Origin of the sequence: Methylocystis rosea (genome assembly GCF_003855495.1) — a bacterium.
GTDB lineage: Bacteria > Pseudomonadota > Alphaproteobacteria > Rhizobiales > Beijerinckiaceae > Methylocystis > Methylocystis rosea_A.
Window position 1 is genome coordinate 108,030 of the sequence record NZ_CP034087.1, and the last position, 22,857, is coordinate 130,886.

The following is a 22,857-nucleotide window of genomic DNA, read 5'->3' on the forward strand; positions in this document are numbered from 1 at the left end:
TATTTCTAACCGTCCAACCGCCCTTAACGTACGATTTTGGGAAGATTCTGCGCTGACCCCTCCTGTGGATTTTGAGCTCCATCCTATGCGCGATTTTAATAAGATCTCGGGCGGTGTCGGTTTTCTTGCGAGGCAAGAGCGAGTGTCGCAGTCTCTAGGTACGCGAATGCGGCGAACGAGTCTGGCTTCGGATGCGCAGGTTTGAGAGCGCGGGTTCAGTCAACGGAGCTGCTATTTGATGCGAACGGCGACTTGAACACAGCAGCTTTCCCGAGTTCCGACTCGATTTCCAAAAGGCGATTGTATTTGGCTACGCGTTCGCTACGGCAGGCAGAGCCAGTCTTGATCTGGCCGCCGCCCATCGCCACGGCAAAATCAGCAAGAAATGTGTCCTCCGTTTCGCCGGAGCGATGCGAAATGACATAGTTCCATCCGGCCTCGCGGCATAGCGCAATTGCTTGCATCGTCTCGCTGAGAGTTCCGATTTGATTCAGTTTGATCAACACGGCGTTGGCTGTTTTCTCTGCGATGCCGCGGCGAATGAAAGCGGGATTGGTCACGAAAATGTCGTCGCCGACGACTTGGATTCGATGACCTTGCGCCGCGGTCTGGCGCGCAAAGCCGGACCAGTCGTTTTCATCCAATCCGTCTTCGATTGAAGCAATGGGGAAAGCCTCGACCCAGCCCTGATAAAGCGCGATCATTTCGTCGCTGGTTTTGCGTCCCTGGCCAGACTTTGCGAGGTCGTACCCATTGCTCGTCCAGAATGAACTTGCAGCGGGATCGAGTGCGAGGGCAATGTCGCGTCCCGGCTCGTAGCCTGCTGCGCAAATTGCTTCGACAATTATCTCGCACGCCTGTTCGTTGCTTTCGAGGTTTGGGGCAAATCCGCCTTCATCGCCAACCGAGGTTGCGTAGCCCTTTTTTTTCAGAATCCTCGCCAATGCGTGAAAGGTTTCAGTTCCGTAGCGCAGCGCCTCCGCAAAGGTTGGGGCCCCGACCGGCATCACCATGAACTCCTGAAAATCTACCGAATTGTCGGCGTGCTTGCCGCCATTAATGATGTTCATCATGGGAACCGGCAGGCGCGTTGCTCCCGGGCCGCCTAGATAAGCATAAAGCGGCAGCCGGGAGGCGAGAGCTGCAGCCCTGGCGACGGCCATCGAAACGCCGAGTATCGCGTTTGCTCCGAGTTTGGCCTTGTTCGGAGTTCCATCGAGCGCCAGCAACAAGGCGTCAATTTCAGCTTGGCGGGTGGGATCTTGACCATTGAGCGCCGGAGCGATCACCTCATGCACGTTCTCAATGGCTTTGTGAACGCCCTTACCGCCGAAACGAGATTCCCCGTCTCGTAGCTCCACCGCTTCATGCTCGCCCGTGGACGCGCCTGAAGGCACGGAGGCGGTCGCGACTACCCCGTCATCGAGGGATAATTGCACCCGGATCGTAGGATTACCTCGGGAGTCGAGGATTTCGAGCGCGCGAACCGATTCGATTCTAGACATGATTCCTTCCCTCTCAACGTCAGCTTATTTCGCGACTTTTGCTACGCGCGGATCGCGCGTCGCGATTATCTGCAGGAAACCCGCCAAGCATCAACGCCACGTTTCAGCTGGTAACTGAGGCGATTAAACTGGTGGGACAGGGCTTAGCTCCTCATTTGCCCGCGCGCTTGGATAGCGCGTGGTCGACCATTCCAGAACTGGAAGGGCCAGCTTTCGCGTCACAGATTGAGGTCATCACGCTCGAAACATAGGTCGACGAGCGCAAGCCGCAATTAGGATCGCCGCTGATCACTTCTCGGCAGTTGCTAAGAACGGACTTCGGAGTCATCCAACGCTTCCTCGACCTCGGCTTCGTGTGCTGGTGTGTGCAATTCGGCCTCGTCTTTTGGCAACAAATGACGCGGCAGGAAGAATCTGTTGGCTATCAAGGTCGGAATGATAGCCGTGCCGATGATGGCTGCGACAAGCGTCGAATATTGTCCGTCGTCGATGATCTTGTTGGAGAGCCCAAAGAGCGCCGAAATCGTGCCAAAGGTCAGACCGGACGCCATCAGGAGAGTTGTATACATCGCGTCCTTATGCGGCGCCTTAAAGGCTTTGGCGACCGGATAGACACTGACGATCTTGGTCGCGATCTCAACGGCGATGAGAGCGATCACTCCGAACGGCGCCATCAGGACGGCAGGAATCGACACGAAATAGCCTGCGCGGATGAAATAGAATGGCGTCAACAGACCGATCGTAATTGTGCGGAGACGCTTGATGAGCGCAGCGTCGCGACCGACGCTTCCCGCCAGCGCCATGCCGACGAGATAGGCCGGCAGCACGGCCTCACTCCCCGCCCAAACCGCAAGAGCGCCAAGCGCCATCAAGCAGAAAAGCAGGAACTTCGCTTCGAACTCCGACGGCTTGCCGCCAAAGAGCGCGTAAGCGCGTGGCGTGATTTTCGGCAGGCCGATGAATGCCGCGGCGAGTACGGCCACGAACAGCAGCGTCTTCCAGGTGAAGGGCGCAAAGACGAGCCCAAGAGTCACCACAGTGCCGAGATCGGTGATGAAGCAGGCGGCGAGAATCGTCTTTCCATACTCAACGCGATTGAAGCCATATTCCATCATCACTGTGTAGACGACGGCGACCGACGTGGCCGCAAGCGCGATGCCGGCGAGAATGGCGGGGGAGCTTTCCCAGCCGAGCAGGTAATGCGCGGCCGCCCAGCACCCGATTGCAGGCAGGAGGAAGCTCGCCACGCCGATGGCGGCGGCCTCTTTCCACTTCATCCGGAAAACGTCTGGATCAAGTTCAGCGCCAGCAAGGAAGGTGAGGAATATGGCCCCAATGCCGGCGAAGGCTTTCACCCACGGCTCCTGAACGGAGAAAGCGGCATAGCCGCCAATTGCGGCCAGGATGGAGCCCGCGACCATGCCAACGATAATTTCCACCAGTGCCGTTGAAAAACGATAGCGATGCGCGATCAGACTGGCGACCAGCGCCAGACCAAACACCATCGCGACTTGCGCCCAAACTGCCGCCATGTTCCGTCCTCCCTATGTTATTCAACCAAGAATGTGAGCCAGAGCCCGGTCGATGGCGGACATCCTTCGGACTATGAAGCGGAGCTTGCGAGCAAGCCCTGCGATATTCGAACGAAACCCACGCGCCTATGGAAAGACGCAGGATCAATATCCCAACAGCATCAAGCTCCCCGCCACCGCGAGCATCAGCTCGAGCAAGTTCCGAAAGCGAGTGGCATCGATGCGATTGACGATCTGCTTGCCGAGGTAGGAACCGCCGATCAGCGCCATCCCGATCGTCAATCCATTCGCAAGAGAAACAGGGTCAATAGCGGCAAATCGGCCATACACGAGTGATTTGGTTAAGTGGACCGCGGCGGCGCCCAACGCCTCTGTGGCGAGATAAGCGCCCTTAACGAGGCCATAGCCAAGGAAAAACGGCGCATTGATTGGCCCCACTGTGCCAACGACGCCCGACAGCAATCCCATCGCGACGCCAATTGGGAATAGCTGCCAAAGCATTACTTTCATGGCGAATCTCGCCATCAGACGCGACGCAGGGATCATCAATAGAATGAACAAGCCCAAGAGCCGGTGAATGAGCGCTGCGTCGATTTCAATGAATATCAGCGCGCCAAGGATGGCCGAAGGGAGGGCACCCGCCACGTAGACGCCGCACGCCAGCCAATCCGTCTCACGCCAGGAAAAGGCCGCGCGGGAGAGATTACCAAGGAGCGCCGCGACTGTGAGGATTGGGACTGTGGGAGATGCCCCGAAATAATAAACGCAAATGGGGATAAGAATGACGGCGCTGCCAAATCCGACCGTGCCGCCAACCGTGCCTGCCACCAACGCGATTGGGATCAGGACCAACCATGTCAGAAGGCTTTCCCTGAATACGATGCTTTGTCCGTGGTCGATGAGCCAATCGAAGTACATGGCCGATTCAGGCTTTATAGGCCACGAGCATCGCGCCGATCCCGATGAGGCCGACGCCGAGCCAGTTTCGGAAGGCTAGTCGCTCTCCCAGCAGCAGCGCCCCAAATATCGCGACCAGCACTACGCTCAACTTATCGATCGGCGCAACTTGGGATGCATTTCCGAATTTCAGTGCGCGAAAATAGCAAACCCAAGAAGCGCCAGTCGCAAGGCCGGATAGAACCAAGAACAAATAACTGCGGCCGGAAATTGAATCGAAGCGTTGCCACTGGCTTGTCGCGGCTAAAAAAGCGGCGAGCGCGCCAAGGATGACGACTGTGCGGATAAATGTGGCGAAGTCAGAATTGACGTTTTCAATTCCAATCTTCGCGAAGATCGCCGTGAGCGCGGCGAAGGCCGCCGATAAACACGCCCAGAGCTGCCAAGAACCCAGGAACTGGTTCATGCCCCAACCTCCCATTCGGCAGCTCTCGAGGCTGCGCCGACGCGCGTTGTCTTGCTCAAGATCCAGGAATCCTCAATCGCGACTGCGCTTGCTCGTCGCCGCCACCCCCGACGAGTAATCGAAAGCCAACGCGCTGCAGCCAAAAATCGACGAGCGACGCAAAAAGGTGCTGGACCAAATTGTAAAAAATGATCGGGAGCATGACTTGCGGATGATCCACCAACGCCAACGAGGCGAGAACAAGTCCAGCGCCATTATTGTTCATGCCGAGGGCGAACATGAGCGACGCCGTTTCCGACCGGTTAGCCCGAACCGCGCGCGAAAGCAGGAAGCCGCACCCGAACCCTGCTACGCAAAGCACGCTGACGATGACAATGACGGCGAACAGGAAATCGGGATCTGGCAGTGAGACCACTTTCGGCAAAACGAGCGTGGCATTTGAATAGTTTAGAAGGACCAGGATGAGGAAATTCGACAGCTTCACATAAGGCGTCACCTGGACGAATAACCGCTCGTTCATCAGTTGACGCGACACAATTCCCAGTAGCGACGGGAGTATTACCCATGCTCCGAGAAACGTCGCCGCCTCTCCCGACGCCAGCTCGTGCAGATCCTCGGAATAGTCCCCGCTGGTCAAGAAGCCCACGGCGTGAAGAATGAGAGGCGTGGTCAACGGACTCAGCAGGGTGGTGAGCAACACCAGTCCCAGGCTCAGAACGAGACTGCCGCTCGCATTCTGCGCCCATGCCGTCGACGCTCCGGCAATCGGCATCGCAGCGACGAGAGCCAAGCCGACGAGTAGTTGCTGTACCTCGTCCTGGTTGTGCCAGAGCCTCATTGTCAGGCTGACCATGACAATCATGGTCAAAGGCGCGGCGAGGTTGCCGAACAGGCCGGCAATCATCATGAATGCTTTGCGAGGGGCGCTGCGAAGCTCATTGAGGGAGACACCCAGACCGGCATTGAATACGAGCATCGCCAACATCAGCGGCGGCAGACTGATACTAATTTTACCTGGCGGCGCTATTAGAAGCGCGACATCAACCTCACGTATCCAAAGCCCGAACGCCGGCAGAAACGCTGCCGCTATATAAGAAGCGACGATCGCCCAAATGAAATATTTGTGGATGACATGGACCAAATGAATGACCACGATGCTCCCCTGCACTTTCATTTGGCGATCTCTCATAGAAGCCGCTGGCGGAATCAATATCCTCGGGCTTGCGATCGCCCTTTCGTTCATCCCGCCGATTTCCGAGTTCGATTACTTGGCTGGAACTCTCGCTGAGGTGCTTCGAGCGTTCGATGCGACTTGCTCAACCCTGTCTCTCTGTTATTCGCGATCCATCTCTTGACATCGGACGTATTGCCATTCGTGAGTTTGAACCAGTTGCCCACGTGCATGCGCCCTCCGCCTGCGTTGCGCCAATGCTCGGTAACGATAAGGAGCTCCCACTTCCTTCGCGCGTCGCCAAGCGAGCACACCCGCATGACCTCCACGTCAAAGCTGTAGAACTCGCCACGATAGCCGTAACGCTCCGCCGTGCATTCCGCACCGTTCTTCTCCCAGCGAAGCGGACCAATGCCGGCAATCGGGCGATCGACAATAAACTCGATTTCGCTGATAACCTTTGATCGAGAGAGCCGCAGCATAGCCGTGCCTCGCTTTCAGCGCGAGTTTCGCCCGAGAACAGGTCGCAACGATCGGTTCTGCACTGCATGCGAAAGAAAAGATGGCATCAATGATCGAGACGACTAGATGCGCTAGTCGCCAAGGCGACCAGAAAACCAAAGCGCGACAAGGTCGACGATCGTAATGCTTCTTAACTCTTTCTCGGACACCTTTGGAAAGGTAAAAAACGTTGCTCGCTACAACAGCCAAAGAGGGAGACCGAAAGCGCCAGCCAGTAACGCGGTCGATTACGAGCGCCGTCGTGCGCGGATATTTTCGAAGGCGCGCTTTGCAGCAGATTCGAGTTGGTAAACTGAGAAATAATGGCTGGTTCAACGCAGACTCCTAACGTGCAAGCGCAGTAGGAGTCATCAGCCCCGAGGGCGGTTATAAGGCGAACTCCATCGCCCAAAAGTATTATTCAAATCCAGACAGGTCTTGTCAACTGACGGTACCCCCAGGTGTCGACACTGACGGTACCCCCAGGGCAGAGTCCTACATCGTTAAGGATTGGTTAAACATAAAGGATTGGAAGGGCGCTGGAGGATCGCGCCATGACGAAGGGTTTTTTGGATCACATGCGGGTTGTTCCGGATCATCGCGTTCCCGGCTTGGCGACCTATCCTTTGGACGAGATTTTGCTGCCGACGCTGGTCGGGGTTGTTTGCGGCGCGGACGACTTCGAGGGCTTCGGGGAAGTTGCGACGGGCGCCTTGGACTGGCTGCGGGGGTTTTTGCCGTTTACGGACGGCGTCGCGACGGCGCAGACCTTGCGCAAGGTGTTTCGTCTGCTTGATCCGCAAGCGCTGGAGCGGGGGTTTTCGGCCTGGGCGGCGTCGATCCGCCCCGCCGCCCGCGAGGTCGTGGCCGTGGACGGCAATACGTTGCGCGGCTCGCGGCAGTCCGACGGAACGGGCACGCTGTATCTCGTATCGGCCACGCCACGACGGCCGAGCTGGTGCTGGCGCAACGCGCCGTCGACGGCAAATCCAACGAGATCACGGCGATCCCGGAACTCCTCGACATGCTCGCGCTCGAAGGAGCGATCGTTTCCATCGACGCGATGGGGACGCAAAAGGCGATCGTGGCGCGCATCGTCGACAGCCGGGCGGACTATGTGCTCGCCCTCAAGGGCCATCAGACGAGCCTTCACGACGACGCCGAGCTTTTTTTTGCCGATTCCGCATGCGCCGCGACCTGCCAGAGCGAAACTGAGACCGACACGGACCATGGCCGGATCGAAGAGCGCCTCTACCGCGCCGCCGCCTGGCTGGCCGAGCGTCACCCGGAGTGGAAGGGTCTACGCGCTCTCACCGCGATCACTGCAAGGCGCATCGACAAAAAATCCGGCGCGGAGAGCCTCGAGACAAGGCTCTACATCACTTCGCTCGAACCCGATCCAAGAGCCATCTTTGCTGCCGTGCGCGCGCATTGGCGGATCGAAAACAATCTCCATTGGACCATGGACGTAATCTTCGACGAGGATCGCTGCCGAACCCGCAAGGACATGTCGCCCCGAAACCTCGCCGCCATCCGCCACGCCGCCTTCAACATCCTCAAGGCCGACAAAACCAAAGGCTCCCTACCCAGAAAACGCCTCAGAGCCTGCGTCGACCCATGCTTCCGGACCAACCTCTTCGTAGCTTAACGATTTAGGATTTCCCCCTAACGGTACCCCGATCACGGAAGCAATGACCAACAAAAGGTATCCGCCGATCCGATCCCGTCATGAGAGTAGTGTGCGCTCCGGCGACCACGCGAGTTGAAGGTGCTGTTGCCTCCTTCTGTCGCTGCTTTGTTGTAGGACCCTAAGCCCCGGCTAAGAATCGTGTAGTACCAGCCGCGTCCTTGGACAAGGGCGGGGGACCGAAATGAATAAAATAGCTCCGATTCATGTTGCTTTTTGGCTTATGAAAATCAGGGCGACTCTTGGGAAGATAGTTCCCGCCTTGGTTGCGAAGCGCACCCGAACCGCATCGAGTTTCTGGCGAGAATTTGCTTCCGAGGCCTCTTCTTTGCTAATTCGAACGGGTACGAAAGCGCATCCGGCTAAAGCTTGATGGGTTCTTTCATTGCGCCTCCTTCTAATCGAAGACGACTCAATGATCGGCGAAAGCCTGACCCGTGGCCTTCGCTTGCAGGGCTTGTCCGTGGATTGGGTGAAAACGGGCCCTGATGGCGAAGTAGCCATGGCGGATGGCGATTATGCGATGGTGCTCTTGGACTTAGGCCTCCCCGGAAAAAGTGGGTTTGAGGTATTGCGGACGAGACGAGAAAGCGGTGACCAGACGCCAATTATCATAATCACCGCTCGGGACGCCCTAGAAGATCGAATCAAGGGGCTAGATCTCGGGGCGGATGATTACGTGATAAAGCCGTTTGAGCTTCGTGAATTAATCGCCAGAATGCGGGCCGTGCAACGACGGCGAAGCGGATCCGCGCAATCGATGCTAACTGCGGGGGAAATTTGCCTTGATATGGCGACGCATGAAGTCAGCTATCGCGGGCGACGCGCTGTACTGCCTGCTCGCGAATTCGCGCTCATGTCGGCGCTGATGGAGCGGCCCGGCGCCATCCTGTCACGTCATCAGCTTGAAGATCGGCTCTACGGTTGGGGCGAAGAGGTTCAAAGCAACGCCGTCGATGTTTTAATACATTCGATTCGGAAGAAGTTCGACAAGGACATCATCTTTAACGTCCGCGGAGCGGGGTGGATAATCCGCAAGGGCGCCCAATGACTTCTCTCAAGAAAACGATTCTCGTTTGGACAGCCTTCACCCTTCTTGCTATCGGAGCAATTGACGCTGCAGTTTCTTACTGGCGGGCCAGTAAAGAAGCAGATGATTTCCTAGATGGGCAATTGCGCCAAATTGCCTTGAACATCGGCGACCTTCCGGCAGAAGCGGTGAATGCCCCACATACGCAGATAGAGCCAGAAGACGACCTCTTGATTGAGGTGCGAAAAAAAAATGGCGACATTGTGCGGTCGCCTGGAGATTCCATAGAGTTACCGATTTCTGACGTCTCCGGCTTTTCTGTGATAACGGCCGGAGGCATAGATTGGCGAGCCTATACCCTGCACGGTCGGAAGCGCGCTGTCGTTGTCGCTCAGCAACTCATAGTCAGGCGAGAACTTGCGGAGCGCGCCGCAATTGGAGTCGCGGCGCCAATCGCCGTCACTATTCCGATGGCCTGGATCATAGTCAGCTGGGCGATGGCCCGTGTGTTCGATAGGCTTTCCGAAATCGGGCGTTCAATCCAAGCCAGAGGCCCGGATCGGTTGGATCCGATTCCGGTGTCCGACGTGCCTTCTGAGGTGCTGCCTCTGATCGACGGGATGAATGAATTGCTCGCGCGCCTTACAAAGGCGCTTGATCAGCAGCAACAATTTGTATCCGACGCGGCGCACCATCTTCGCACGCCGCTTTCGGCCTTGTATATTCAGTTAGAAAACCTTCGAATGATATTGGATCCTAGCGGAAGTGGGCGCGACTTTGATGAAATGAACCAAGGCCTGCGACGAGCGTCAAAATTGGTCGATCAACTTCTTCGGTTGGCTCGATTTGATGACCCACAGAAAGATCTACGTTTTGAATCCATCGATATTAGTGAGGTATTGATCTCCTGTATTGCGGACCAAATTCCGATCGCGGCCGCCAAAGGAATCGATCTTGGGGTGAAAGCGTTGCTGCCTGGTAGGGTTCGCGGGTCGCGGGATGATCTAGCCGTGCTTTTCAATACAATTTTGGACAATGCCATTCGGTATACGCCCACTGGCGGTTCCGTGGACGTGTCCGTTCGACGAGCGGATGAACGCATAGAGATTGAGATTTGCGACTCGGGACCTGGTGTTGAAGAACAATATTTGCCCAAATTGACCGAGCGCTTCTTTCGCAGCCCAGATGCGGCTGGTGAGGGAACCGGTCTTGGTCTCGCTATTGTAGCGGCGATCGCGAAGCAACATAGCTTCGATTTGACGATATCTAACCGACCCGAGAGCGGCGGCCTATGCGTCGCGATCCAATGTCCTGCGGACTAAGCAAAAGGCCACAGTCCGGATGGGATAGTCGAAGAAGTCGTGCCCGGTTGGGGTCAGTTTCTGACCAGTGTGAAACCTGCTAATTCCCGCCTAATTCTTTTTTGTTAGGTCCAAGCCCGCCCGAGGCGAAGGGCTTAAGGCGCGATGCTGTTTCTCGGAGGACCAGCTGACACATCCTTGGGCTTGCAATGTCCCGAGCGGCGCAGGGACTTTTAAAGCTTTTTCGGATCCAGGGGTGCGATCTTTGATCGTCACTGTATGGAGGAGCCGCGGCGCCCGGCGAGGGAGATCGATGCGCCTGAAGGGAGGGCCTGTTCTAGGTCTCGAGCATCGGCAAGGTGTGAATGGCGGAAAAGCCTGCAGGCAAGTCGAGCCGAGGTTGCAGCTTCGCGCAACAGTGCAACGGACTCATCGAGATATGGCGCTCAAATCGGCTGGCCCGGGAAAATATAAGCTTGGGCACAACGCCGCATGCAAATGTCATACTTGATCCTTTTGGTCTCGCGGACTGTCAAAGAAATGACGCTTTGGGCGTTGCTAACCCTTTGTGCGCATCTTGCGTTGTCGGGATGCGCCGTAGGCCCTGATTTTCAGTCGCCGAGTCCTCCGGAAACAACGAGATTCACCGCAGAAAGACTTACCCGCGCGGGTCAAGACAAAGCGACCGATATAGGTTTCGCTGTAGAAAAAGAGGTGCCGCAGCGGTGGTGGGAGGCATTTCAGAATAAAAAGCTCAATAGACTCATTGAGGCCGCAATTGAACACAATCCCTCGTTGCAGTCTGCCGAAGCGGCGATCAAGATCGCGTATTACAATGCAGAAAGCCAAAAGGGAGCATTTCTTCCAACACTTTTGGCTGGGGCAAACGAAAGCCTGAATCTGACTTCAAATGATCGTTCCCTCGGGACGATCAATCAGACTATATACAATCAATTGTTCCCTACGCCCGCCAATATTCTCCTGGACGCGCCATCCTTTAACACCCAAAACCCTCCGACTTGGGTATACTCTCTGTTTCTGAAACAGCTGACTGTGTCCTACACGCCTGACATCTGGGGCCAGAACCGGCGGGCCGTCGAATCGCTCGAGGCGCAGACAGACCTACAGCGATATCAATTAGAGGCGGCATATCTCGCGCTGACAAGCAATGTCGCCGTGGCGGCGATACGGGAGGCGTCTTTGCGAGGGCAACTCGCCGCCGTCGAGCGCGTCGTAAAAATCGCGCGGGAATTACTCGATATCATTCGCAAACAAAAAGGGGCTGGCGGGGCATCCGAGGCTGACGTCTTGACTCAAGACGCCGCCGTTGGTCAGGCGCAACAATTGATTCCACCCCTGAAAAAGCAGATCGCTCTACAACGGGATTTGATCACCGCTCTCGTCGGGCGTTATTCGTCGGACGAGATCATCGAAACCTTCGATCTCAGCGAACTGAAGCTTCCGCGAAGCGTGCCGCTCTCGCTTCCCTCGAGATTCGTCAGGCAGAGGCCCGACATTCGAGCCGCCGAGGCGAAATTGCACTCGGCCAGCGCAAACGTCGGCGTTACAATGGCCGCGCGGCTGCCCAACATTACTTTAAGCGCCAATGCGGGGTTCAGCGCCTTCAAATTAGCCGAACTCTTCGCGCCAGGAACGCAATTCTTTACCCTCGCCGCCAATGCCGCGCAGCCGCTCTTCACAGGCTTTTCCCTTCTTAATCAGCAAAAAGCCGCGCATGCCGCCCTAGAGCAAGCCCAGGCTCAATACCGCCAGACCGTAATCTCGGCGTTCCAAAATGTAGCCGATGCGTTGAAAGCGATTAAGGCGGACGCCGAAGCGGTCAACGTGGCCGCTCACGTTGTGAAGGTGTCAGGCAGCAATCTGGAGATTGTGCGGGGCCAGATGAATATAGGCAGCGTCGGCGTTCTAACGGTCCTTAACGCACAGCAAACCTATCTCCTGGCGATGGTCAACCGCGCGCAGGCGGAAGGCAATCTTCTCGCCGATGTGGCAGGGCTCTTCATGGCGTTGGGCGGCGGCTGGCAAGATCAGGCGCTCAAGAACTTACCGCCAAGCGTCCCTGGCGAATCGCCCTCCAGGGAGCAGATCGAAGCTATAAAAGCGCCTGTGAATCCGAGTTTGCTTCCCGATATCCTGTCGGATTTGACCATGCGCTGACACGTTAGGGAAGGCCTCCTCGAGCGAACAGCGTTGCAGGTTGCTCGGCACTTTTTTGAGTCCTGCTAATTCGCGCCTAAGTGGATGAGGCTACTTCTGATCCTAGGAAGTTTCTGGCAAAGGAGCCATTCAATGATTTCCCCGGCGCCACTGATGCCATCAAGCCCCACATTTTTTCGTGAACAGTCGTCGGCATGGAAGGGCCAAGCGTCCTTTCTGAAGTTTCATGGAAAAGAACCCCTATCCAAACGACTGGACGACAACTGGGCTTCCGATTGTTCTCGCAACGGCGGGAGCGCTGTCCTGTGCGCTATCCACGACTCTGAGAGAGCATACAGAACTCTTGCTATGGCGATTGACTTGGCGGAAACTCGCAAAGCACAACTCCATGTTGTCTGCGTTGCGGAAATGCTTCATGCGCCTCTCTTCATGAGTGAAGTTGACGAGGCCGTGGAAAACGCAATGAGCGAGGCTCAAAGCGTGCTGGCGGAGGCAACAGCTTGGGCGCAAACGCGAAACATAGCGATAAGAGGTCATGCTCTGACTGGGAGCCCGACCCGGGCAATCGTTGCACTGGCGTCTGCGGTCGACGCGCAATTGCTGGTGATCGGCCGGAGTAAACGATCCAGTCTATCGAGACGCCTGTTTGGAAGCGCCGCGGATGGCATCCTCAGCATGGCTCGTTGCTCCGTCGTCGTCGCGGCGTAGAATTGAATTGTGAGCGCGCCACAGCTGACTCGCTGCGGCGCGCGCGCTTCACTTACAGACCAGCGGATCTTTGAATGCCAGCCGACGCAAACAGCGTTGCTGTTAGATCTGCGCACGCCTTGCGCTGCACAGCGCTTGACGGAAATTCGACGAGAGAAATGCCTTGATCAATGGAAAATTCCGCGCTCACTCGAAGTTCATCGACCTTTCATCAGAACCGTCAACAAATATCCGCCGAGTAGAAATGCTGTGACTGGGCATCGCCGGCTGACTACGACTCGACAATTGTCCGCAATTTTCTGCATCGCCATTCTCGCGCTTGCTGGCTGCAGTGATGCGGTTCAAGAGAGCGACGAGGGCGCCGGAGGAGTATCCGTCCAGGTTGGGGCCATAACGAAAAAGGACCTACGAGCCCGCGTCGAGGCATACGGCGCCGTGGAGCCGGAACCCGCGAAAGCGGGTCATCCAGGCGGCGGCGCGAAACTTGCGGCCCCAATTGCGGGAATCGTGGTTGGAATACATGCCAAGGAAGGTCAGAGCGTCAAAGCGGGAGACGTCGTTGTAGAACTCGATAACCGGATCGCCCAGGCGGCAATAGATAAAGCACGACATGCGCTCGTTTTTGCTCAGCAAGCGGCTGAGCGCCAAGAAAAGCTGATCAATATCGGGGGCACGACGATGCAGGCCAAGCAAGACGCGGCGCAGCGTCTTGCGACGGCTCGCGCGGACCTTGCATCTGCTCAAGCGGCGATTGCGCAAGTGCAGTTAGCCTCGCCTTTGGACGGGCTTGTCGCGCGTGTAAACGCACTGCCAGGCCAGACAGTTGATTTGAATACCGTAGTTGCGGAGATCGTCGACCTAAAGCGACTTGTGGCGACAGTCGCCGTCCCAAGTGATGAGGCTGCACAAATAAAAAAAGGCCAGACCGCAGAAATTTACACCGATAGCAGCTCGAAGCCCATAACGACGGGTCACGTGTCCTTCGTTAGTCCCTCGGTGGATCAGAGGACCGGCGCGGCGCCCGTTCGAATATTGCTCCCGGAGGATTCAGGATTGCGACCCGGCGAATTCGTGAGAGCCCGCATCATAACGGAAGAGCGGATTGGCTGCTTAGCTGTTCCTCGTGAAAGCGTAGTGAAGGTGGCGGGCCAACCAGCTATTTACCTGGTCAAAGATCATAGAGCGATCCAAACGCCTGTCGACACCGGTCTACGGGATGGCGGTTTTATCGAAGTCAAAGCTAAAGGACTAAAGGTGGGCGATTCGATCGTGGCCATCGGGGCCTATGGGTTGCCCGATGGAACGAAAATAAAGACAACAAAACAATAAAGCCGTAACCCATGCGACCTACCGAATTTTTGAGCGAACGATGAGCGCTAAGTCATCCCTCGGACAGTTCGCGATACGCAACGCAACCGCGATCACGTTCATCACCGTGGCTCTGTGTCTCGCGGGGATCTATTCTGCGTTGCAGATGCCGTCCTCCGTTTTCCCGCAAACCAATTTTCCGCGCTGCGTCGTTCTAATCGATAATGGGGTCATGCCGGCGCAGGAAATGATGGCGACGATTACTCGTCCCATTGAGGAGGCAATGAAAGACGTTCCAGGGACGGTATCAGTTCGTTCCGCGACCGGTCGCGGCTCCGCCGAGGTCAATGTCTTCTTTAATTGGCAAGTGGACATGCTCCAGGCCGAGCTTCAGGTTAATAGCCGCCTTGCGCAGGTGAGAAGCACCCTTCCGGCGACCGCCACAACCGCGGTCTGGCGTCTAACCTTCGCTGCTTTTCCTATTATCGGCGTAAGCCTGACCAGTTCGACACACGATATCACCAGACTTTGGGAAATCGCGCGTTATGACATCAAGCCACGATTTCTGACGGTTCCGGGCGTCGCGCGGGTCGATTTGGTCGGCGGCCGGGCCCCTGAATATCACGTTGTCGTCGACCCGTTGCGATTGAGCGCCGCACGGCTCAGTCTCTCGCAAATTACCGATGCGCTCGTCAAAACCAATCTTATTGCGCCGACCGGACTGCATGAAGAGGACCACACGCTGTACCTCACGGTCGTCGATGGACGTGTGCATGATATCGATGAAATTGAAAATGTGACAGTAGCGGTATCGAACGGGCGTCCATTTCGAGTGAAGGATTTCGCGCGTGTCGAACGCGCCCCCGAGCCTGTTTTTAACGTCGTTACCGCCGAGGGCGTAAACGCCGTCCTACTCAACATCCGAAGTCAGTCCAACGGGAGCACGCTCGACATCGCGGATGGGATCGCCAACGAAATCCGCGCGCTGCAACGGGAACTGCCGCCGGGCGCAAAGCTTTCGTTCTTCTATGATCAATCACTACTGGTTCGAGCGTCTGTGAGAAGCGTTTGGGAAGCGATATTTTTCGGTCTGATACTTTCGATTGTGATCATCTATCTCTTTCTCAAGAACTGGGGGACGACGCTCACGGCGATCGTCGTTATTCCGGTCACAGTGCTCATTACCCTGGCCGCAATGCGCGTTGCGGGTTTAAGTTTCAACTTGATGACGCTCGGAGGCATTGCCGCGGCCATTGGTCTGGTCATCGACGACGCGATTGTCGTAGTGGAAGCTATCTACGCCAAATGCGCAACTGGCGTTCCTCGGATCGAGGCTATATGTCTCGCCATCGCCGAAATCTTCCGCCCCCTCGTGGCGTCTACCCTTACTCCCGTCGTCGTGTTCATTCCACTGGTGTTTCTCGATGGGATCACTGGCGTGTTTTTTCGGGCTCTGGCTTTGACGATGGTTGTCTCGTTGCTCACCTCGCTGGCGCTCGCGATCTTGCTTACGCCTTCTCTGGCGAGTTGGTTGGTCCGAGATCAGGGACGTGAGAGAAGCCATGAGGACACTGGATTTCTCTTTGCACACATTGTCCGCATCTATGAAACTGCTTTGCGCTTCGCTCTCCAGCACAAATGGTCGGCTTTAACTGGCTGCTTTCTCCTAATTCTTTTTGGGATCGTTTTTTATAGGAGCCTCGAAAATGATTTTCTCCCGCCGATGGATGAAGGTGGATTTGTCATCGATTATCATACGCCGTACGGAACAAGCTTGACGGAAACCAATCGCCAACTCCTACAGGCTGAGGAGATCCTTCGTCTTACGCCTGAGGTCGAGAGCTATTCCCGACGCACCGGCGCGAGACTCGCGCTTGCGCTTACTGAGTCGAACAAAGGCGATTTCCTGGTCAAGCTGAAAACGTCTCGTAAACGAAGCACGGATGAGATCATCGCCGAACTGCGCAGAAAGTTCCGTGCGGCCGTGCCTGGAGTGGAATGGGATTTCGCTGGGATTCTCAGCGACCTTATTGGCGACCTCACATGGTCACCGAAACCTATCGAAGTAAAAATATTCTCGACCGACGCTGAGCTTCTAAAACGCAAAGCTAGTGATATCGCCGCGGAGATCAAACAACTGAAGGGTGTTGTCGACGTCTTCGACGGGTTGGTTTATGCCGGTCCCACATTGAGTCTCCGGGTCCGCTCGATTGCTGCGCAACGATTTGGTTTAACGCCTGCCGATGTGGCAGCCGCTGTGAATACTGCTATGCTTGGCCAACAAGCGTCGAGCGTGCTCGAAGGCGACCGGGTGGTCAGAATCCGCGTCCGCGTTGATAACGGAAGTATCGGAGACGTCGCGACTCTTCATGAGCTGCCGCTTCGTGCGCCCGATGGCTCGCTGATAAAATTGTCTCAGGTCGCCGACGTAATCGAGATACCCAGCCAGCTCGAACTGCGTCGCGAGGATTTACGTCAAAACGTTGCGGTGACGGCGCGCTTGGAGGGCCGAGATCTCGGCAGCGCTATCGTTGAAATACGTGAACGGCTCAGCGCAGATAAGTCGCTCGCTCCGGGGATGATCGAATTTGGCGGGTTATATCAACAGCAGCAGGAATCGTTTCGGAATCTGCTCCTTGTCCTAATCGTAGCAGTTTTGCTGGTTTTCACTGTGTTGCTGATAGAGTTTGGTTCGTTCCGCGAACCGATCGCTATCGTATTTGGGGCCGTGCTCGCATTGTTCGGGACGGTTTTTTTGCTTTGGCTGACAAACACGACGCTCAATGTGGTTTCGTTTCTCGGCGCAATAATTGGCGTCGGCATCGTTGCAAAGAACGGAATTCTCATGCTTGATCTGGTCGACAGTGTTCGTTCGGATCGCCTAAGCATCGAAGAGTCATTGGTGCTTTCCGGCTGCCGCAGACTGCGACCTGTGCTGATGACGTCTCTCGCCGCAGCGCTTGGTATGCTGCCGATGGCCTATGGCGTCGGCTCGGGCGCTGATATGCTCAAACCGTTGGCGCTCGCGGTCATCGGCGCATTGTGTTTTTCCGTGATGCTTTCACTTATTGCGACTCCCGTTGTTTTCTGTTTGATGTGGAAACTAACAGAGAAGTCCACGTAAAATTATTCATTTAGGCAACACACCATGAAGTTCGGCGACGTCGTCGGCACACACCACGCATTTTTTGTCGCGCATGGATTGCCTTAGCCGGCTCACGCGCGCCAAAGCAGATAGAAACCCAGGAGGACAAGTGTCGATTTCGGTTTCAATGTGAGACTGCGAGCCATTCCGCATTTTTATTCGGTCTGAATCGAGACTCGAGTGTCAGATGAAACCGAATTGCTCGCGAGACCTCATTGACCATCAGATGTGCTGCCGCGTTGAATTTGTTGATCATCAGTCACACACCTGCTGCGATGGAGGTTGGTCGATCGCCCAGTCGAGGAATCTCAATTGAAACCGAAAATTTTGAACTCCGGTCTCAAATGAAGCCGAAACTGCAATGACAGTGAGCGACGACAACTCCTTGGATAATCACAAGGTGCCGGTCTCACATTGAAACCGAAATTGACACCTGTCGCTGTCGATCGGCTACTTCCTCGCCTCCTACGTGATTTACCTCCATGGCCACTGAAAGAATGACGCCACTCTGCTTGAAACAGCTTTCGCCGGGCGGCGGATTTTGGCGGAGCAAAGCGAGTCAGAAACGCACGAAGAATGAACGCCTGGGCGACCTCTCGCGTTCACTCCCCGAGGAGGGCGACCGCCTTCACCTGCGCCCAAACGGCCGATCCGACCGTGACGCCCAGTTGACGACGCGAGCGCTCGGTTATTCGCGCGAGCAGCGGAGCGCCGTCGCGCAAGGAAAGCTGGACAAGCACATGCCCCGGCGTGCCCGTCTGCGCGAAAGCGACGACCATCGCTGGCAGAATGTTCAGAATGCTCGTGTCGGCGCGAGGTTCGATGGCGAGGCTCACGTCACGGGCGTGGATGCGGCACCGTAGCCGGCGACCAACAGATTCCAGGCGACGGGAGACAAGAATCGCGCCGCCGTCGAACTCCAAACGGGTCAGTTCATCTACTTCATGTTGGGCGACGATCACGCTCAACACGACGCCAGCGTCGTCGGCGAAGGCCGAGGGAAGATCGACCCTTCCCAAAGTCTGCGAAAGCGGGCCGCTGGCGACGATCCGGCCCGTATCCATCAGAATGAGATGGTCCGCGAGTCGGGCGACCTCGTCGGGCGAATGGCTCACATATAGAATTGGAATATCCAATTCATCGCGCAACCGTTCGAGATAGGGCAGGATTTCGAGCTTGCGCTTGAGGTCGAGCGCGGCTAGAGGTTCATCCATCAGCACTAGCCTCGGGCGCATCAGCAAAGCCCGCGCGACGGCGACTCGCTGGCGCTCGCCACCGGACAGTTTCCCTGGCATTCGGTCAAGCAGGCCTTCGATGCCCAGCAGAGCGAGAATAGCGTCAAAGCTGGCCGACGCCTTTGTCGTGCCCGAGCGCTTCATGCCGTAGTTCAAATTGCCGAGAACCGTGAGATGAGGAAAAAGGGCGGCGTCCTGAAAAACCATGCCGAGCGGCCGGCGATGCGTGGGAAGAAAAAAGCCGCGCGTTTCATCCTGCCAAATTTCATCGCCGATCACGAGCCTTCCGCCGGGCGCGCGAATGAGGCCGGCGACGCAGCGCAAGGCGGTTGTCTTGCCCGAGCCTGACGGCCCGAACAGCGCCGTCACCCCTCGGCCGGGAATATCGGCGCCAAAATCGAGCGTGAATTGAGGGTAGTCGAGGCGGAATTTGGCTTGTATCGACGCTTGTGCGGGGACTTCAGACATCGCCCTTTTCCTTGCGGCGCGTGTAGAGGGCGAGCAGCACGAAAAAACTGAAGATCAACATGCCGCCCGCGAGCCAATGAGCGCGCGCATATTCCATCGCTTCGACATGGTCGTAGATTTGCACCGAAACGAGGCGCGTCTTGCCGGGAATATTGCCGCCGATCATGAGAACGACGCCGAATTCGCCAATGGTGTGCGCAAATCCCAAGATCGCCGCCGTGACGAAGCCCGGTTTCGCGAGCGGCAAGGCGACCGTGAAAAACGCGTCGAGCGGACTTGCCCGTAGCGTCGCGGCGGCCTCCAAAGGACGTTCGCCAATAGCTTCGAAAGCGTTCTGGATCGGCTGAACGACGAAGGGCATCGAATAGCAAACCGATGCGATAACGATTCCCTGGAAGGTGAACGGGAGCGCTTCAAGACCGAGCAAGTTTGTAAGCTTGCCGAGCGGGCCGTAAGGCCCCATCGCGAGCAGCATGTAAAAGCCGATCACGGTCGGCGGGAGCACGAGCGGCAACGCCACGACGGCGCCCACAGGCCCCTTGAGCCAAGACTTCGTGCGCGCCAGCCACCACGCGATCGGCGTGCCGATGAGGAGCAGCAGCGCCGTCACGATCGTTGCAAGCTTTAACGTCTGCCAGATCGCGGCGAAATCTTCGGCGTCAAGCATATGGCTTCTATTTCAGGGCCGTTTCGCTCGGCAGGACGAAGCCATAGCGGATCATGATCTGGCGAGATTCCTTGGCGCTCATATATCTGGCGAAGGCTTTGGCCAGAGCGTTTTCCGCGCCGTGCTTGGTGATGACGAATGCTTGTTCGAGCAGCGCGTGCAGCTTGTCGGGGATCAGCGCATAACCGCCTTTGCTCGCAAGTGCCGGGCTTTTCGCGAGCGAGAGCGCAATGACGCCAATATCTGCGGCGCCGGTTTGAACGAACTGCGCGGTCTGGGCGATGTTTTCGCCGAAAACGAGCTTGTCCTTCAATTTGTCCCAAAGGCCGACGGCCCCCAGCGCTTCTTCCGCCCGCTTGCCATAGGGCGCGTGGGCCGGATTGGCGACGGCGATTTTGTTCAGTTTGGGATCGTCTAAATCCTTCAGGTTCATTTTGCTGGCGTCACGCGTCGAACTCCACAACACGATGCGGCCAACCGCATAAAGTTTTGGTTCGGTGACAGCGAGCCCTTCGGCTTTTAAGCCTTCTGCAAAGCCCTTGTCCGCCGAGAAAAAAATGTCGAAGGGCGCGCCTTGCTGGATTTGCGTATGAAACTTGCCTGACGATCCGTAAATCACATCTACCTCTTCGCCGGGATGCGCTTTGCGGAACGACGCCGCGATTTCGTCCATCGCGAATTTGAGGTCGGCCGCCGCCGCGATCGTGAGCTTTTCGCCGGCGCGGGCCGGTCCCAACGCCAGCAAGCAAGCGAGAATGCCGGCGCTTAGAATCTTGACGAATTTCATCGCACGCTCCCGTTTACGAGTTCATAGCCATAAGCCAGTCGGCGCCGGGCGCGAGGAGGATCACGTCCTGCTTGATCGGCGGGTAAAGATCGGCCGGTGGCGCCCAGGCCGAGCCCTTTTCGATCTTTCCATCTTGGCCGACGACCTGGGACCAGGCGACGAAGCCAATTTCCGCATTGCCAGAAGCGACGAACTGGTACGATTGCGTGATGTTCTCTGCCAGAACGATCTTCGGCTGAACAGCGTCCCAGACGCCAAGTTTCTTCAAGACCTCTTGTCCCGCGGCGCCATAGACGGTGAGCTTTGGATTGGCCAATGCGAGATGCTGGAATGCGCCGCTCGTCAGAATCGCGCCTTTCGAATCAACCAAGCCGGGCGCAGCGCTCCAGAGAACGAGCTTGCCGACGGCGTAAGTGTAACGGGCAGCCTCGACCGCAAGCCCGTCGCGAACCAGCTTGTCGGGCGTCTCCTTGTCCGAAGACACCAGCGCCTCGAAGGGCGCTCCGCTCTTAATCTGCGCGTAAAACTTGCCGACCGTGCCGAAGGCAAGGAGCGGCCTGTGGCCGGTTTCTTTCTCGAAATCGTCGGCGATCTTACGCATCGGCGCCGTAAAATTTGCCGCAACCGCCACCTGAATCTCATCGGCGCGAGACTTCGAGACGCGCCAACACGATTCCGCTGCTTTACTCATGTCGCCAGACCTTCGCCGCTGAAATCAACAGAATGACCGCAAGCAGCGGCAGCAGAACCGCGCTCGGAACGACGTTGAGCATCTGCCCGCCGATGAAGCTCCCGACGATCGATCCCGCCGCCATGGTCAGGACAAAGCGGCGGCTTCGACCGAGAACCTTGAAACTGCTGTCGCGACTGTATCGGGTGAAGCCGACGATCATCGTCGGGAGACTCACCGCCAGCGAGAGACTTCCCGCGAGCTTGATGTCCGCGCCAAAGAGCAGCACCAGGGTGGGAATAAGGAGTTCGCCGCCGGCCACTCCAAGAAGGGAGGCGACGATTCCGATGGCGAAGCCCGCTGCGACGCCAGCAGCTGCTAGCGGAAGGCCGGTCAATACGGCGCTTGAACGCGCCGCGTCGTGACCGAACATCAGGGCGATGGCGATCAAGACCAGCAGAACCGCGATGATCCGGTAAAGCGTCTCGGCACTCAGTCGCGTCGCCCATCCCGCGCCGAACCATGCTCCGAGAAGGCTCCCGGCCAGAAGGTTGACGATGACGGGCCAACTGGCGGCTATCGCCGCAAGCGGCACGGCGCTTGCGCGAAACGGCAGGGCGAAGGCCACGACAATCAGGCTCATCGCCTTGTTAACAATGACCGCTTCGAGGCCAGGAAATCCGAACGCGCCGATGAGCAGCGGGAGCCGGAATTCCGCGCCGCCAAGACCGATCAGGCCGCCAAGCGCCCCAATGATCGCCCCACCGCCAAACGCCGCGCTCGCATTACCCTTCACGCTTTGTTCAAGCGCCTTGGAGTGAATAGCCGGGGCGGGCATGGCGGCTCCTATCGTTATAGCTCTATGACTATATCGACTGAAGCAATCCTGGGGCCAAGCCTTATTTTTGGGCGTTCGCGCCCATGCGCGCTAAACTCTTAAGCTCCGACTTGATTGCAGCCTCCGTCTTTTCCTGGACGCGGCGATAGCATTCCAGCACCGCGCGACCGGTATCCGTCAGCGACGCGCCCCCGCCGGCGCGGCCGCCCTTGCTTGAAACAACGAGCGGCTCATCGAAATAACCGTTCAATGTGTCGACGAGATACCACGCGCGCTTGTAGCTCATGTTCATGCGCCGCCCAGCGGCGGCGATCGAGCCGGTCTCAACGATTCCCTGCAATAGATCGGCCTTCCCCGGTCCGAGGAATACATCGGGAGCGAGATAAATGCGGAGCGAAAGTCGTGGGGAGTGGTATGAGGACATGAATCTGCGAACGTGTCTTGCGGCATCGTCCTTCTTGTTATGCGCTTGGCTCTTGGCGCCCAGTCTTTTCGCGGGGCGCTCTGTTTGCGTCATATCATTCTCGGGTGACCTTCGCGATGGCGACCAACTGATGTGCGACTGGGACGTCTGTGAGCATGCCGACGAGGATCGCGAGCGCGGCGAGCGAAACCCTTAAAATTCCCGATATCTCCTGGAGTAAGCGCTTCCTAGCGCGCCCGATCGCCCTGTCGCGCCAAGTTCGAAACCGACTTGCAGAAGAGTACGACAACGACAAAAAGAACAACATTCATACGATGTAGCATGGTTGACTTGAAGCTG

18 protein-coding genes, 1 pseudogene and 1 riboswitch are annotated in these 22,857 nt (G+C 57.0%); of the genes and pseudogenes, 7 read left to right on the forward strand and 12 right to left on the reverse strand.

Going from position 1 to position 22,857, the window contains the following annotated elements; genetic code table 11:
* Positions 1-215: 215 nt before the first annotated feature.
* The 6 genes from eno to EHO51_RS18385 all read right to left on the reverse strand — a co-directional run bounded on the left by eno (position 216) and on the right by EHO51_RS18385 (position 6,053).
* Complete coding sequence (gene eno / locus EHO51_RS18360; RefSeq protein ID WP_124740313.1) at positions 216-1,508, reverse strand: phosphopyruvate hydratase; 1,293 nt, start codon at positions 1,506-1,508, stop codon at positions 216-218.
* A gap of 302 nt (positions 1,509-1,810) precedes the next feature.
* Positions 1,811-3,037 carry a cation:proton antiporter gene (locus tag EHO51_RS18365; protein WP_124740314.1) on the reverse strand — a complete coding sequence of 409 codons (1,227 nt, stop codon included), beginning with the start codon at positions 3,035-3,037 and terminating at the stop codon, positions 1,811-1,813.
* A 144-nt stretch (positions 3,038-3,181) separates the two neighbouring features.
* Complete coding sequence (locus tag EHO51_RS18370; RefSeq protein ID WP_124740315.1) at positions 3,182-3,955, reverse strand: sulfite exporter TauE/SafE family protein; 774 nt, start codon at positions 3,953-3,955, stop codon at positions 3,182-3,184.
* Between the two features lie 7 nt (positions 3,956-3,962).
* Entirely contained in the window at positions 3,963-4,400 is a 438-nt protein-coding gene (locus EHO51_RS18375; protein WP_124740316.1) for an EamA family transporter, read from the reverse strand.
* Positions 4,401-4,455: 55 nt separating this feature from the next.
* The gene (locus EHO51_RS18380) at positions 4,456-5,574 is read right to left on the reverse strand and encodes a bile acid:sodium symporter (protein WP_124740317.1); all 1,119 of its coding nucleotides are present in this window, start codon (positions 5,572-5,574) and stop codon (positions 4,456-4,458) included.
* Positions 5,575-5,639: 65 nt separating this feature from the next.
* On the reverse strand, positions 5,640-6,053 hold the full coding sequence (locus EHO51_RS18385) for a hypothetical protein (RefSeq protein WP_124740318.1): 414 nt from the start codon (positions 6,051-6,053) through the stop codon (positions 5,640-5,642).
* Positions 6,054-6,427: 374 nt separating this feature from the next.
* A riboswitch (Fluoride riboswitch) is annotated at positions 6,428-6,490 on the reverse strand.
* A gap of 160 nt (positions 6,491-6,650) precedes the next feature.
* Here EHO51_RS18385 and EHO51_RS21000 point away from each other — a divergent pair.
* The 7 genes and pseudogenes from EHO51_RS21000 to EHO51_RS18420 all read left to right on the forward strand — a co-directional run bounded on the left by EHO51_RS21000 (position 6,651) and on the right by EHO51_RS18420 (position 17,408).
* Positions 6,651-7,720 (forward strand): annotated as a pseudogene (locus EHO51_RS21000) (ISAs1 family transposase).
* A gap of 424 nt (positions 7,721-8,144) precedes the next feature.
* Entirely contained in the window at positions 8,145-8,810 is a 666-nt protein-coding gene (locus EHO51_RS18395; RefSeq protein WP_124740320.1) for a response regulator transcription factor, read from the forward strand.
* Entirely contained in the window at positions 8,807-10,111 is a 1,305-nt protein-coding gene (locus tag EHO51_RS18400) for an ATP-binding protein (protein WP_124740321.1), read from the forward strand. The genes EHO51_RS18395 and EHO51_RS18400 overlap by 4 nt, the downstream gene beginning before the upstream one ends.
* Positions 10,112-10,582: 471 nt before the next feature.
* Complete coding sequence (locus EHO51_RS18405; protein ID WP_245435029.1) at positions 10,583-12,268, forward strand: efflux transporter outer membrane subunit; 1,686 nt, start codon at positions 10,583-10,585, stop codon at positions 12,266-12,268.
* A gap of 348 nt (positions 12,269-12,616) precedes the next feature.
* On the forward strand, positions 12,617-12,976 hold the full coding sequence (locus EHO51_RS21460; protein ID WP_432431936.1) for a universal stress protein: 360 nt from the start codon (positions 12,617-12,619) through the stop codon (positions 12,974-12,976).
* Positions 12,977-13,072: 96 nt separating this feature from the next.
* Positions 13,073-14,305 (forward strand): efflux RND transporter periplasmic adaptor subunit, encoded by a 1,233-nt coding sequence (locus tag EHO51_RS18415; protein WP_164479474.1) that lies wholly within the window; start codon positions 13,073-13,075, stop codon positions 14,303-14,305.
* 40 nt (positions 14,306-14,345) lie between these two features.
* Positions 14,346-17,408, forward strand: a complete 3,063-nt coding sequence (locus EHO51_RS18420) for an efflux RND transporter permease subunit (RefSeq protein WP_124740324.1) — start codon at positions 14,346-14,348, stop codon at positions 17,406-17,408.
* 623 nt (positions 17,409-18,031) lie between these two features.
* On the opposite strand, the gene modC is transcribed toward EHO51_RS18420, so the two are convergent.
* The 6 genes from modC to EHO51_RS18450 form a co-directional block, all read right to left on the reverse strand.
* A complete protein-coding gene (modC, locus tag EHO51_RS18425) occupies positions 18,032-19,132 on the reverse strand; it encodes a molybdenum ABC transporter ATP-binding protein (RefSeq protein WP_124740325.1) in 1,101 nt (366 codons plus the stop codon).
* On the reverse strand, positions 19,125-19,799 hold the full coding sequence (gene modB, locus EHO51_RS18430) for a molybdate ABC transporter permease subunit (RefSeq protein WP_124740326.1): 675 nt from the start codon (positions 19,797-19,799) through the stop codon (positions 19,125-19,127). Before modB ends, modC begins: the two co-directional genes overlap by 8 nt.
* A gap of 7 nt (positions 19,800-19,806) precedes the next feature.
* On the reverse strand, positions 19,807-20,586 hold the full coding sequence (gene modA, locus EHO51_RS18435; protein ID WP_124740327.1) for a molybdate ABC transporter substrate-binding protein: 780 nt from the start codon (positions 20,584-20,586) through the stop codon (positions 19,807-19,809).
* 13 nt (positions 20,587-20,599) lie between these two features.
* Positions 20,600-21,277 (reverse strand): molybdate ABC transporter substrate-binding protein, encoded by a 678-nt coding sequence (gene modA / locus EHO51_RS18440; RefSeq protein WP_124740328.1) that lies wholly within the window; start codon positions 21,275-21,277, stop codon positions 20,600-20,602.
* Positions 21,270-22,094, reverse strand: coding sequence for a sulfite exporter TauE/SafE family protein (locus EHO51_RS18445; RefSeq protein ID WP_124740329.1), 825 nt, complete (start codon positions 22,092-22,094; stop codon positions 21,270-21,272). Before EHO51_RS18445 ends, modA (EHO51_RS18440) begins: the two co-directional genes overlap by 8 nt.
* A 61-nt stretch (positions 22,095-22,155) precedes the next feature.
* On the reverse strand, positions 22,156-22,518 hold the full coding sequence (locus EHO51_RS18450) for a winged helix-turn-helix domain-containing protein (RefSeq protein ID WP_124740330.1): 363 nt from the start codon (positions 22,516-22,518) through the stop codon (positions 22,156-22,158).
* Between the last annotated feature and the right edge of the window lie 339 nt (positions 22,519-22,857).